This is a genomic window from Arthrospira sp. PCC 8006 (assembly GCF_046480465.1).
Classification (GTDB): Bacteria; Cyanobacteriota; Cyanobacteriia; order Cyanobacteriales; family Microcoleaceae; genus Limnospira; species Limnospira platensis.
In genome coordinates, this window is record NZ_PKGG01000133.1 from 1 (window position 1) to 14,464 (window position 14,464).

Sequence of the window (14,464 nt, forward strand, 5' to 3'; positions counted from 1 at the left end):
GCTTGCTCGTTAGTGCTAATAACGCTTACCAACGAGCCGAAGAGGATATCACGATACTGACCGGGATGAGCATCTGCCACAGTACGCTCCAACGCCTTGTACAGCGAGAGGACTGGTGTGAGGTGGAGATATAGCACAAAACATAACATTTAGGACGTATAATGGCAAGGATATCTACAGAAGACCCAAAAGGCCAGCCCCCTACAGTTACGACCTTAGACAAAAAGTTATCAATGCAATTGAACTATACGGTATGTCCAAAACCAAAGCCAGTCAATTTTTCCATCTCAGCCGGAACACTATCAATCTCTGGCTGGAAAGAAAAGAACACACCGGAGACTTCCTCCCTAAACCTAATCGCCCACCTGGTCATAACCACCAAATTACCGACTGGCACAAATTCAAGGCTTTTGCCCAAGAGCATGGCGAYCAAACCTCCGCTCAAATGGCTCAACTTTGGGATGACGACATCTCTCCTGGCACCATATCCAGAGCCTTGAAGAAAATTGGCTTCACCAGNAAAAAAAACTTACGGCTACCAAGAACGTGATCAGCAACAGCGAGAGGAGTTTATTGCTCAGATTCAACATATGGAGCCGGAAGGGTTGGTTTACCTCGATGAAGCTGGCATGAATAGTCAAGACTCGGATTATCCTTATGGTTACTGCCAGGAAGGACAACGCTTCCATACCCTCAAATCAGGGAAGAGGCAGGGCAGGGTGAGCTATATGGCCGCATGGTGTTATCAACAACTCTTARCTCCCTTTACCTTTGAGGGTTGTTGTAATCAGACAGTGTTTGAGTTGTRGTTGGAGTTYATCTTAATTCCAACATTGAAGCCAGGTCAGACTCTAGTATTGGACAATGCAACGTTTCATAAAGGGGGGCGGCAGGCTGAACTGGTGGAGGCAGCTCAATGCCGTTTGCTCTATCTTCAGCCTTATTCGCCAGACCTCAACAAGATAGAGAAATGTTGGTCGTGGTTGAAAGCCCGCATTCGCCATTGCACGTGAGCAGTTTGATTCTCTCGATGATGCCATGGATTCTGTTCTCAAGGCTGCGTCCTAACCGTATTGACTAGTGCTATAACGCACCCTACGAGCCGTATGAAGGGAAACTTTCAAGTACGGTTTTGAATGGGAGGGGATGGAGGCGACTCCATTCTCGACCCCTAATAATGCCCAACTTGCGTCATACCCAGACGAATTAGTATAGCTCCCCACTTAAGTACCGAAGAACTTGGCCGGGCTGATCACCAAGCCCAAGAGGTCTTGGAAAGTCGCCAAGAGCAAATTATTTGGTTGTTGGCTCAGGGGAAGACCACGGAGGAAGTCCAAGAAATTACGGGCTACAGTCGCATCTGGATTTATGAATTGGTAAAAAGATACAACCAATTGGGATTAAAAGGGCTGGGCGCGCGCCTCTAGGGAAATCCCGGACATCCACCGTTAATTGATGATGTGACCCAAGCTCAGTTATGGCAAGCCCGGCAAGGAACAGCGCCGGATGGGGGACTGTGGAACGGTCGCCAGGTGGCAGACTGGTTGACAGGAGTAACTGGACGAAAAATTAGCCGACAAAGGGGATGGGAGATTCTGCGACAAATGACATTTCGGCTTCGTGTACCGAGACCGGCTCACATCGAAAGTGACGAAGACTAGCAGCAAGCCTGGAAAAAAAAACTGGTAACGGAGTTAGAGGGACTTCGCCGGAGATATCCTGATGCACAGGTGCAATTGTGGAGCGAAGATGAACACCGTCTGGGACTCAAACCGGTGATGGGACGCTCCAATAGCGGAAGGTTGTCAACCACTGGCCCATATTAATTGGAAATGCGAGTGGTTATGGTTATATGGTTTTGTCAGACCGCAGACGGCAGAGACTTATTGGTGGATCATCCCTTAGGTCAATACAACTCTATTTGGTCGAGTGTTACAGGAGTTTGCTGCCGAATTGAAATTAGGTCCAAATCAACACATTATGTTAGTGGTTGACCAAGCCGGATGGCATATCAGTAAGAATCTGAAAGTACCCGAAGGACTGCATTTAATGTTTCTACCGTCCCATTCCCCGGAACTGCAACCGGCGGAAAGACTGTGGCCTCTGGTAGATGAACCCATTGCCAATCGCTCATTTGAGAATCTTGAGCAGCTAGAGGAACTCTTGTGTGCTGGCTGCCGAAGTTTGTGGGAACAGCGCGAATTAATTCGAGGCTTGATGAGTTTTCATTGGTGGCCTCAAATCGAGACTTCACTATAATTGATTATCCGGACTTGATATGACGCACCCTACGACCCGTGTGAGGTGAAAGTCTCAAGCACGGTTTTGAAGGGGAGGGGGAGAAGGTGACTTCTCTCTCGACCCCTAATAATTATTACCAAAATGCTTGACATTATACCCAAGTACTGATAGACTCCAAACCGTTGTCGTAGGATGATGCCCCATAGCTGTTTAGTGGTGGACGTGAAGTACATAGCCTGTATATCTTGGTTTTAAAAAGGCGATTTGTACGTGACAATAGTCCTCTTTGAACAGAATGTTGGAGGCTTTGAGAGATACCTTCACCAATGGCATGATTGCCTCGCTATTGATTGTATCATACTCAGAAGCTTCGGGCTATTGCCACATTCTTGACAGTTAAATCTGTCTCGATTCTGTATGATGGAGGATAACAGGACTTCCCTGGTAGCCTGGTCAACAGTAATACTAGCAACAATCTACCATGACAGCCTAGCTGGACGGTGGGGGTGTCAACATGAAAATTAAGAGGTAATTGACTCATGGCAGTTGAAAAAGTAAACTCGTCTTCGAGCTTGGCTGAGGTTATTGATCGTATCCTAGATAAAGGGATTGTAATTGATGCCTGGGTTCGTGTTTCCTTAGTGGGCATAGAACTGTTATCGGTAGAAGCAAGGGTTGTGATTGCATCTGTGGAAACTTACCTCAAATATGCAGAAGCTGTGGGTCTAACGGCTCAAGCTGCTGTTCCTTCTGTATAAAGGGTTTCACAGTTAACTAGCGGTCGGACATCTGATTGTGTCTTCTGATTAAGTCCATCTAGCTACAGCCTGAATCTGAGTCGGAAAGCCAATGCCTGAGTTTCAGGGGGCTATATGATTCTCTAGGGAAGACCCTAAAGTAAGGCTGACAGGAAAGACTACAGAAAACCACAGAAAACCACAGATGTCCGATGCTTAAACACCAACTGGGRGGATATCSTTAAGTACTATGGYGTTACAGGATGATTGGCAACAAAGCCACCTAGAGCGTCGCCAGGTTTTGGCTGMAAGCCAAAAACAGATTTGGGCGACGATCGGTTTATGGCAACGAGAACGATACAGCCAGGCGATCACTCAAAAACAAGATCGACAGGCTTTTGTATCTCAATTAAAACAAGAAAATCAAGCCTTTTTGGCAGACGCTCATAATAACCATCGTCAGCAAGCAGAACAACTAGCTGAGGATTTAAAAGAGTTTGTGCGATCGCTTCAGAAAGAAACTGCTACCTTTCTGGAGGAGAGCGCCCAGTCCCGAACCGAAAAAGCTGAGGAATTAGCCCAGGAGTTACGGGATTTTCGGGCGGAACTTCGAGATACGGTTGCTCAATGGCAACAGCAGTGGCAACAACAAGACCAGGAAAGAGCCGCCGGTCGCCGAAAACTCGCCCAGCAGGTACAAGGGGATTTGCAAGAGTTCAATATTATCCGCACCATTATGGCTGAAAAATTGCTACAGCAAACCCAAGAGGCGAAAGCCGAACGCCTAGCAGGTATTCAGTCCATGTTTGAGGATATGGGTAAGTTTCGGATGCAATTACAAGAGTATCGTCGGGAACGGGAAAAGTCGGTTTGGGGTGGTGAAAGGGTGAAATCGACCCCAGCAACGCCTCAGAAGGCGAAGGCTAGTCAAACATTGGTTCCTAAAACCAAGCCGAAGGCGGTTAAATCAGCGCCTAGTACTACCACAGCAGCCCAATCAACAACACCTACCGCTGTGGTGGTTGCTGAACCAACAAAACCAGCAGTTCCCCCTAATCAGCCTAAACCAACTACTGTTGTTCCTCATCCCCCTAACCCCGGATGAACGGGTTTATGATTACATTTATCAGCAGTCGAGGGTACGATTGACTGATATTGAGGAGGATTTGCAGTTAAATCGCATTCAAACCGTTGATGCTTTGCGATAACTTCTGAAACAAGGTTGGATTGTTCAGAGCGTTCAAGCCTACTATGCCAACAGATCAAATGAAAATAGGGTTCGGGACTAAAATATCCCTAGCCTGGTAGCTTACAATCTAACATTAATATGACCACTGTGCTTCGTGCTGTTCCTAAAGGATTTGTTAACACTCCAGCCATTGAAAGAATTACAGTTAGGGCGTTGCGGTATCTTCAATCAGGGTTTTCTGTGCATTTGCGCGGACCAGCGGGAACCGGAAAAACTACCCTCGCCCTACATTTGGCAGATTTGCTTAATCGTCCGATTATGTTGATTTTTGGGGACGATGAACTCAAGTCCTCCGATATGATTGGTAATCAAACTGGTTACACCCGTAAAAAAGTGGTGGATAACTTTATCCACAGTGTAGTTAAATTAGAAGACTCACTCAAGCAAAACTGGATTGATTCCCGTTTAACCCTCGCCTGTCGCGAAGGATTTACCCTCGTTTATGATGAGTTTAACCGTTCCCGCCCTGAAGTCAATAACGTTCTGTTATCGGCTTTAGAGGAAAAACTATTAGTGCTGCCTCCCAATAACAGCCGTTCCGAATATATTAGGGTTAACCCCCATTTTCGGGCGATTTTTACATCTAATCCTGAAGAATACTGTGGCGTTTATAGCACCCAGGATGCTTTACTTGATCGCCTCATTACCATGAATATGCCGGAACCGGACGAGGCTACCCAACAGGAAATCCTCATCCAAAAAGTTGCAGTTACACCGGAAGAAGCCCAAACTATTGTAACATTAGTGCAGCAATTCCGAGAGGCTACCCATGCGATCGCCCCTAGTAAAATTCAGACGGTAGCCAGACAACAAACTAACGCCGATAAAGCCTCTGGGTTGCGACCTAGTTTGATGCTAGCCAGAATATGTCAAGAACATAATATCCCTATTGTTCCCATTGACCCCGATTTTCAAGAGGTTTGCCGTGATATCCTCTTATCGCGCGCTATTGGAGATATTACTGAATTAGAAAGCCGACTTCATCAGATATTTGACCATTTATCAGGACTGGAAAATGACCAGATTATCGCTTTACCCCCTAGGGAAGAATTGACCACTTCATCAGTACCTAATAATCTTTCCGATACCGAACAGAAAATCTATACTTATATCAAAGACTCTGATGGGGCGCGAGTCTCCGAAATTGAGATAGCTTTGGGGTTAAACAGGGTGCAAACTACTGATGCTTTGCGATCGCTGTTAAGAAAAAGTTATTTGACACAACAGGATAATCGCCTGTTTGTTGTTTATGAGGGTGATTAATGACATTACAATCACGTTCATCTAGTCCTCAGCGCGGAGTGCCGATGTCTACCTCCGGTTCATCCCTCGCGGATATCCTAGAGAGGGTTTTGGATAAAGGCATAGTTATTGCTGGGGATATTTCCGTCTCGGTCGGGTCTACGGAATTGTTAAGTATCCGCATTCGTTTATTAATTGCTTCCGTAGATAAGGCTAAGGAAATTGGGATTAATTGGTGGGAAAGTGACCCTTATCTTAGTAGCCAGGCGCAGCAATTATCACAGTCTAATCAACAATTGTTAGAGGAGGTTAAACGACTACAGGAAGAAGTGCGATCGCTTAAAGCCTTGACCTCCCAATCATCACAGCCAGTCACTCCCCCTAACTCCGAAAATGATGATTAATTTGAGCAAGGTAAAGCCGGAACCACTGGACTAAATCGCCGAAACTCCCCTAGATATTCTTCTAGGATAATCATTTGACTCAGGTTAATGCTATAATATATCCATCGACCCTCTTGTCGTCCTTTGATTAATCCCACTTCTTTGAGCGTTTTGAGATGAAAGGACAGTTTCGACTGGCTAACCTCTAAGGTTTCGCAGATTTCGCACACGCATAATTCCTGGTGGCGTAAGAGTTCTATAATCTGAATCCGTAGGGGGTCAGATAGCGCGTGAAAGCTCAGGGAAATGTCTGTGTTGACCATTATTCGGAATCTTAACATATTCTCCACTTTAGCAAATTAATTGGCGGATTTCACACGCCTCACTTGTCCACAAAGTAGCCCAGCTAATATGTAAATTTTTGTAAACAAACCCATCATTTGGGGGGTATAGGTTGACTTATCCCTTGACAATGGGTTATTATTTTAAATAATGGGAATACACCCAATTTTTTTCAGTTTTTTATACTCAATTATAAAAGACTATATCCAATATTATCACGGATTCGGGTTCTCGTCAACCCCTGGAAAGGCGGAAGGCGCACCAGTTTTTAAAAACATATCAGACAACCGGGGAAGGGAAAACTTGTGGGGTCCTACCGGACTTGATGAGATAGTGCTGCTAGGGGTTCCCCCCAACTCAAATCGCCCTATCCCTATGGCGGTTGATGAAGGTTAGACTCAGGGTAATCAGTAAGGTATCTCATACACTCGGCTGACCACCCTCCTCGCGAGTTGCGCCTGATATCTGATAATATGCCCTAGGAGTACCCCAGAACAAGTATTGGGGGAATTCATGACTAAATATTTGTCGGATATTCAGAGGAAGATTATGTTAAAGAAATTACCAGTTTTGGGGTTAATTATAGTTCTAATTGCTGGATTAGTGTTTGGCGTGGGTACAGCAGGGGTTTTAGCCGATACTTCTTTACCACAACCCAATGATAATGGTGATTATATTGGCAATTCTAATCACCTATATTGGCAAGTAGTTGACCCTGACCCCAACGGCTTAAATTGTCGCATGGGTTCTGAGTCAATTAAGGAAGTATGGAACCCCGAAAAATCTGGTTTTCCTAGGATTATAAATTTCCCCGTGGTTGAACGTTTACAGACTGATGAGGTATTTACTGGTAAGTTGAGTTATGGCGGGTTTATTGTAACTTTGGATTCTGATTTGAAACCCTGGATATATATTGAAGAAAAAGCTGACGCAACTCCCGCCAATTGTTTTGTTAGGGCTAATGATTTATTTATTAAACCCNATCGAAAAACCTGCCCTAGAAGAAACCCTAGAAGAAACCCTAGAAGAAGTCGAGGAAGTTATCGACAATGGATGATTGATAATTATCTGATCAGGGAATGATCACCCCAGAATTACCAACTGACGCACCTCACACTACAGACAAGGTATACCTTGTTTCTGCCATTCCCTGTTACTTATTAGCAATTCCGAATCATTCAGAATTGCTATAATTATTGATTATCAATTATTCAAGATTAACTGTTCCCATGACAACAACTACCGTAGAAACTCAAACTTGGCTGTGGAAAGGGTTTCCTATCTGTTATAGCGCCGCTGGAGACACAGGACCAGCGGTAGTATTAATTCATGGGTTTGGTGCAAGTTGGGGACACTGGCGCAAAAATATCCCCGTTTTAGCTAATCAATGTCGGGTATTTGCGATCGACCTTTTGGGGTTTGGTGGGTCAGCTAAACCTTTACCCTGTAGTAGCCTATCTTATACCTTTGAAACTTGGGGTGATCAAGTGGCAGATTTTTGTCGGGAGGTGGTCGKAAGTCCGGCTTTTTTAGTGGGAAATTCTATTGGTTGTATTGTGGCTATGCAGGCGGCTGTCTCTCACCCAGAAATAGCGATCGCTGTAGGTTTATTAAATTGTTCTCTGCGACTATTGCACGATCGCAAAAGGGCAGAAATTGCCTGGTATCGGAGTCTCGGTGCAGCAGCAGCTCAAAAAGTGTTAGGTTTAAGATGGGTTAGTCAGCTATTTTTTCGACAAATTGCTACTCCCAAAACAGTCCGTAACATCCTCCTACAGGCTTATCGGCGCAAAGAAGCTGTCACCGATGAATTAGTTACCATGCTTCTCACTCCCGCAAATGAACCCACTGCTGTCGATGTTTTTTTGGCTTTTACCACTTATTCTCAAGGACCTTTACCAGAAGATTTACTCCCCATTCTTCCCTGTCCGGCGATAATTTTATGGGGGACAGAAGACCCATGGGAACCAATAAAACTTGGACAAGAATTAGCTAAATTTGACACAGTAAAACAGTTTATTCCTCTGGAGGGAGTTGGACATTGCCCCCAGGATGAAGCACCGGAGTTGGTTAACCCTATCCTGTTAAAATGGGTGTTAGATAGTTAACAGTTTATCCCCCCTATATCACTGACATGGGGGGATTTATTTCTAGGGATTATTAAACAGTTCTGGGACTCGTTGCTGGAGTTGTCTGTTTAACCCTGGGAGGCGATCGCACATTTCTAAATACCAGCGGTGACGCTGTTGGTAATGGTGACAAAGTAGGCGATTTTGTTTAACCCAATTATAGGCATTATCCGCAATTTGGCGGCGTAAGGTATGGTTATTAATTAGGCGGTTGAGTTGGGTCTCAAATTCTCGGATCGTCCGATAAATTAACCCGGTTTTTTCCGGTTGAATAGATAATTCATAAACCGTAGGACTGGCGAGGACGGCTACCCCATTACCCGCACATTCTAGGAATTTTAAATCTGATTTCATCATATTAACTGCTGTCGGGGTCAGGGGAAGTAAGGCTATGTCGCAGTTTTGCAGAATTTCTAAATAGCGGTTATACTGACAGAAAGGTTCAAAGGTTTTTTGGTCGGTGGCTAAGGCTTCAAAAAATTGGCGATCGTGAACTACTCGCACCAGGACTCGACCGGAATTGGCTGATAAAACTTTATTTAGAGATGCCATAATGGGGTCCCAGTCCTTCTCGCGGTTTAATGCGCCAAAAAATAGACTGATTTTCTCGTTGTCATAGTTATGGCGTGGGGGGGAAACTTCGGTTAGTTGGTTAGGGAAAACAGCTACATTAGGATTAAATTGTTGCAGAAATACTCCTAAAGGTTTGGTGGAAGTTTGGACACCGTGACAGCCTCGATAACTTAGATAATTATGCTCTGCATATTCTCGGCGACGCAGGGGGTTATCGTCAATTTCAGCAATGATTAAATAGTTTTCCTGTAGTAGTCTTTTCAGCACGGAAAGATGTTCTCGCGCTGACATGATGGTGCGCTGCCAGATGAAAATTTTGGCTTCCTGTGGTATAGTTGGTATAATTATCGCTGACCTGACTGAAGCAAAGGTGCGGACTCCGGGAATGGTGGCACTAAAGCGATCGGGATCTAAAACTCGAATGCGATCGCACCCCGTTGGTGCCATGATTGCTGTTTGGATTAATAGCCGTTTTGGGGGGTTACTCGACTTTATACCCCGCACTAGATAGTTTTCCGCTACCGTTTGCGCTCTATACTCTTTCAGGTAGACAACAGTAGAGGGATTAGTTGATTTCAGTCTCTCTAAAAACTGGTTAAACTCCCAACTGCGATCGCCTTTTGTCCGCACTTCATAGATATATAATCCCGCTCGATTAAAATGCGATCGGATTTCCTGTAAACTTAAACCTACATCCGACAACTGTGGCTTATCCAACGCTAAACTAACTAGCCGCCGCCAGTATTCGCTGTTAGGAATATCAGCGATAAATTGACCGTTAGGTTTCAGCCAGACACTGTAATCATTTACCAGTTTACCAAAATCATGCCCTGGAAAATTGACACAGGTATAAACCAAAACATCTATCTTCCCAAGATAATCACAAATTGTGCTTTTTGTCAAGTCCTGATCGGGAGAAATCTGCCAATATTGACATTCTGGGTTATTCCGCAGATAGGCTGACTTCTTCATATCTGGGTTAAGGCGATCGCTAATTTCAACAATGACGCGGGCATCTACAGGTAACACCCTCAACAATTCCGAATTCAATGTCTTCACCCAATGATTGTTTAAACTCTAATCTTCTTGGCTATAGGTTCGCCAAAATCTTGTCAATTTAGACACAGTTGATAACCATTGTAGCATCGGTGACAGATTCGGGAGCCTCTCGCAGGAGGAACCCATCAAAAATTCCCCATGGCTAATGTAAGTGATAGATAAATTTCGAGGCGATCGTCTCCTTTAATTTTCCAGACACCCATATATTGGCGGGTGTATATAATCAGCCTATCCCTCATTAATTATCATCATTGAATAGCCCACCTATTTCCGGTGGCGGGTCAAGTAGTTTGTCCGTGAGTGTCTAAGTATTGGGGAACCCCAAAATTCAGTAGAAACCAACCTGCTGAAATCATACCATCACAATTAAAGTAGATCGTGATTAGAGACAGTTGTCATATAATAGATGATCAGGTATCTCCCCTGCTCAAAACCCATGGACAGAGAAGAGAGTATCCTTAGTGATTAATGCAATTGGTAAATTATGCAGTGTAAAATTTGTGCCTCTGCTACCATATCCTTCGGTCAAACCATAGTTTTGAACCGATATAATGTTAACTATTTTCAATGCCAGAATTGCGGATTTGTGCAAACCGAAAATCCCTACTGGTTACCAGAAGCCTATAATCAACCCATTGCTAACAGCGACGATGGTTTAGTTTTCCGTAATCTCATGTTAGCTCAACTAGCCAGCCAAATCATCACCCATTTTTTTAATCCCGATAGTCAGTTTCTCGACTATGGAGGCGGTTACGGTTTATTAGTGCGGCTCATGCGAGATATCCGATTTAAATTTCACTGGTATGATAGCTTCTGTCCCAACCTATTAGCTACCGKGCTAGAAGCCAATTTAAACCCAGACCAACCCTATGAACTCATCACCGCATTTGAATTATTGGAACACTTTGCTAACCCCCTAGATGAAATCAACAAGATCCTGAAATTATCCAAAAATATTCTCTTCTCAACCGAACTTCTCCCCCCCCATAATCCCCAGCCTGGTCAGTGGTGGTATTATGCACCCCAGGAAGGACAGCATATAGCTTTTTACACCCCAAAGTCATTAGAAATAATCGCCCAAAAATTCGGCTTGAATATTTACTCTAACGGTTCATCCCTACACCTATTAACCGAGAAAGTTATCCCCCCCGGAGAATTTACCAAAATCGCTCAATATAACGCCCCCAATTTGCGAAAAATATTGTGGTCTTCCCGTAGCTATAGCCAAACTTTAGCCAAATTAGAAACAGTCGCACCCTCCCCAAAACCGAAAGTTATTACTCCCGAATTAGGTGTTAATGTCGCTGGCTTTGTTAATGGAGAATTTGGCATTGGTGAAGGAGTACGCGCCACCTTGAGAGCTATGGAAGCCGTTAACTTAAATGTGGCAATTAATAACTTTACTGGGAGTCCTCACCGTAAACAAGATCATAGCTTTGAAAATTTTACTTCCGCACATCCTTATCCCATCAACCTAATTCAAATTAATGCTAATGATGTGCTGAGATTTGCTCAACTTGTCGGCGCTGACTATTTTAAAAATCGATATAATATTGGTTTCTGGGCGTGGGAATTACCAGAGTTTCCCCCAGAGTGGGTTAAAGCATTTTCACTATTTCACGAAATCTGGACTTATAGTGATTATTGTGTCTCTGCTATTCGGCGGGTGTCGCCAATTCCCGTAATTAAAATGATGCCTACCGTCTCACTTCCAGAGGTGACTTTAAGTCGGGAACAGTTATCAATTCCCCCCGATAAGTTTATCTTTTTATTTATGTTTGATTTCTATAGCCGCATGGCACGCAAAAATCCCTTGGCGGTGGTGGAAGCCTTTAAAACCGCTTTCGGAAATCATCCTACTAATGTGGTGTTAATCTTAAAGTGTTCTAACTCTGATCGTTTCCCCAAAGAAAGAAATCACCTTTTTCAAGCGATCGCTAATTGTTCAGCCATTCAAATTATTGATGGCTATTTATCACGGGAAGAAATTAACGGCTTAGTTTATAACTGTGATTGTTATATTTCCTTACATCGTTCCGAGGGTTTTGGTTTAACCATGGCGGAAGCAATGTTTTATGGTAAACCCGTCATAGCTACTGGCTATTCTTCCAATACGGAATTTATGAATTTAGCCAATAGTTTTTTGGTCAAATATCGACGAGTTTTAATTGACCAAACAGACGGACCCTATCGACCGGGGAATGTGTGGGCTGCTCCCAACATTAAACAGGCGGCTGAGTTAATGCAATATGTCGTTAATCACCCAGAAGCTGCTTCCCAAATTGGTCAGCAAGCCGCTACTGATATCAGAACCAAATTAAGTCCTCAAACTATCGGCGATCGCATTTTTTCTCGCCTCCAAATTATCCAAAATGCTACCCAAAACTTTACTGATATACGTTCAGTTCCAATTAGGGAATTTTCACCGGAAACTACAACTCCTCCCTTGGTCAGTATTTGCATTCCCACCTACAACGGCGAAACCTTTATTAAAGACGCAATTCTCAGCGCCTTAAACCAGACCTATAGTAATTGTGAAATTATCCTAGCTGATGATGGTTCCATAGATGATACTATAGCGATCGCCAAATCTTCGCAAGCCTCATCATTTATCCCTTTTCGTATCCTCACTCATATTAACTATGGTTTAGTTGATAACCTCAATTTCTGTATTTCCCAAGCTCAAGGAAAATATGTTAAATTCCTATTCCAAGATGATACCCTTGAACCCAACTGTATAGAACAACTCGTGGCTATGGCTGAAGCCAACCCAGAAATTGGGTTAGTTTTCTCCCGCCGCCATATTATCCTTGATGATAATTCCCAGACTCATCCCCAATGTCAAGCCGCCTATAAAGGAACCCAAAACCTGCATCAAGACTGGTCAAACTTAAAAACAATTCAACCCGGTTCCCAATTATTATCAGACCCTAAATGCTTCCGAGGTCGGTTAAATAAAATCGGCGAACCGACAACTGTTTTAATTCGGCGTAATGTCTTTTCTCAATTAGGAGGATTTGACCCCGACCTACATCAATTATTAGATGCAGATATGTGGTTTAGAATTATGGCAGATTATCAAATAGCCTTTGTTGATCAAGCTTTATCTACCCTGCGAATTCATCGCCAACAACAAACTCAACTCAATATTATTGCTGGTGAGAATATCCGAGACTATAGCCGACTATATCGGAAAATCATTATTGACCCTGACTATCGGTTTTTGGCGTTAAATATCAAAGAATATATCTTTCAACAACTGTTGTCTAAGTCTCCCCAAGATTATCTAAACTTAGCCGAAGAATTGGTTAATCAATATCGTCATAACCCCCACCATCAACCTACCCAGCAACACCTTCGACTCCTGCGAAAACTGACGGCGATCATCTGGCTTAAATCTGAGGCTGTTTCCTTGCAAAAATTATCTGATGGTGTTCAAGGAAAAGTGCATAAAATTCTCCTTAATAGTGGTATCCGTGAGTTGACATTGACCACCAGCGAATCTGAGTTTGTGGAATCATTGAAAATTCGGGTTTCTCAGGGATTTTCTGTTGAAAATGGTTGTCAATCTTGGTTGGCTGCTATGCTATATAAGCCGGCTTATCAATTGGGGATAAATTATCATAATGCGGTGATTCCTAATTATTTATTTGAGGATTTTCTGAAATTCATTTTCTCCCCTAGTTACCAATTTGCTGATGAAAAAGATAGGGCTGATTATGTCAATTTTACTCGCGGGGTATGGAAATACTTAAAACTCCATATTTACGAATCACCTTCCCAAGTCAGTCTCTGGGTTTATGTGGCTAAAATTGCTTTGGAATTATGGGATGAACGACCTTTGATTAACCTTAATCAAGATATCAGTGCAATATTGAGCGATCGCCATGGGGTTTGGGTTTTTTATAGTCGTCACAATAACCCCTAATTTTGACCGCCAATTATCCCATAATTCGGCTTTAACAGGCTTTCAATTAATCGCCAATTATCGGTTAATTGTCATTGCTTAAACTCCACAAAATCGGCTTTTATCTTATTGTCAGAAAACTTTATTTTTGAGGCACTTGACATTATAATTAAATTTTGTACAATATAGAAAGGTATAATTGTCCTGTTTTGTGCAAATTTTCGCCAATATCCCAGATAACCCCAACTTTGAGGAGGTTAACCGGAAACACCAATCACTATCAAAGCCATATATATCAAGAGTTTCCAGGTGTCTATCCCTACTTAGTCCTGAGTCTCTTACCTAGTATCCCCCGCCTAGCCACTGTGCTAATTATGGCTGGCGCGTCACCAGTTTGGGGAATGATGGCCATAATTGGTCTGGACTCACCACCTTAACTTACAGCTTGTTCACCAGTCGCTTAATACATTGCCCTCACCCTAAATCTGGATCCCAGAGAGGGAGAGGGACTTTGAGAGGTGATCAGATGATTTATGAACAGGCTGTAATGGGGTTTGGGTTTTTTATGGTCGCCACAACACTCCCTTATTTTGACCGCCAAT

8 protein-coding genes and 3 pseudogenes are annotated in these 14,464 nt (G+C 43.4%); 9 read left to right on the plus strand and 2 right to left on the minus strand.

What is annotated here, in order from left to right; translation table 11 throughout:
- The 7 genes and pseudogenes from B9T16_RS17820 to B9T16_RS17850 all read left to right on the plus strand — a co-directional run.
- Nucleotides 1-125: pseudogene (locus tag B9T16_RS17820) on the plus strand (ISKra4 family transposase); the annotation flags it as partial.
- 47 nt (nucleotides 126-172) lie between these two features.
- Nucleotides 173-1,068 (plus strand): annotated as a pseudogene (locus B9T16_RS17825) (IS630 family transposase).
- Nucleotides 1,069-1,193: 125 nt separating this feature from the next.
- Nucleotides 1,194-2,259, plus strand: a pseudogene (locus tag B9T16_RS17830) (IS630 family transposase).
- A 521-nt stretch (nucleotides 2,260-2,780) separates the two neighbouring features.
- The gene (gvpA, locus tag B9T16_RS17835; RefSeq protein WP_006616598.1) at nucleotides 2,781-2,999 is read left to right on the plus strand and encodes a gas vesicle structural protein GvpA; all 219 of its coding nucleotides are present in this window, start codon (nucleotides 2,781-2,783) and stop codon (nucleotides 2,997-2,999) included.
- 229 nt (nucleotides 3,000-3,228) lie between these two features.
- On the plus strand, nucleotides 3,229-4,083 hold the full coding sequence (gene gvpC / locus B9T16_RS17840) for a gas vesicle protein GvpC (RefSeq protein ID WP_410245386.1): 855 nt from the start codon (nucleotides 3,229-3,231) through the stop codon (nucleotides 4,081-4,083).
- Nucleotides 4,084-4,305: 222 nt separating this feature from the next.
- A complete protein-coding gene (gene gvpN, locus B9T16_RS17845; protein ID WP_006616595.1) occupies nucleotides 4,306-5,490 on the plus strand; it encodes a gas vesicle protein GvpN in 1,185 nt (394 codons plus the stop codon).
- Nucleotides 5,490-5,873, plus strand: coding sequence for a gas vesicle protein (locus B9T16_RS17850; protein ID WP_014275708.1), 384 nt, complete (start codon nucleotides 5,490-5,492; stop codon nucleotides 5,871-5,873). The genes gvpN and B9T16_RS17850 overlap by 1 nt, the downstream gene beginning before the upstream one ends.
- Here B9T16_RS17850 and B9T16_RS17855 read toward each other — a convergent pair.
- On the minus strand, nucleotides 5,870-6,175 hold the full coding sequence (locus B9T16_RS17855) for an ArsR/SmtB family transcription factor (RefSeq protein ID WP_006616593.1): 306 nt from the start codon (nucleotides 6,173-6,175) through the stop codon (nucleotides 5,870-5,872). The genes B9T16_RS17850 and B9T16_RS17855 overlap by 4 nt on opposite strands.
- A 1,248-nt stretch (nucleotides 6,176-7,423) precedes the next feature.
- Here B9T16_RS17855 and B9T16_RS17860 point away from each other — a divergent pair.
- A complete protein-coding gene (locus tag B9T16_RS17860; protein ID WP_410245387.1) occupies nucleotides 7,424-8,302 on the plus strand; it encodes an alpha/beta fold hydrolase in 879 nt (292 codons plus the stop codon).
- 42 nt (nucleotides 8,303-8,344) lie between these two features.
- Here B9T16_RS17860 and B9T16_RS17865 read toward each other — a convergent pair whose 3' ends face one another.
- Nucleotides 8,345-9,955, minus strand: coding sequence for a glycosyltransferase (locus tag B9T16_RS17865; protein WP_410245388.1), 1,611 nt, complete (start codon nucleotides 9,953-9,955; stop codon nucleotides 8,345-8,347).
- A gap of 484 nt (nucleotides 9,956-10,439) precedes the next feature.
- On the opposite strand from B9T16_RS17865, the gene B9T16_RS17870 reads away from it, so the two are divergent.
- Nucleotides 10,440-13,883 (plus strand): glycosyltransferase, encoded by a 3,444-nt coding sequence (locus B9T16_RS17870; protein WP_410245389.1) that lies wholly within the window; start codon nucleotides 10,440-10,442, stop codon nucleotides 13,881-13,883.
- The last annotated feature ends 581 nt before the right edge of the window (nucleotides 13,884-14,464 follow it).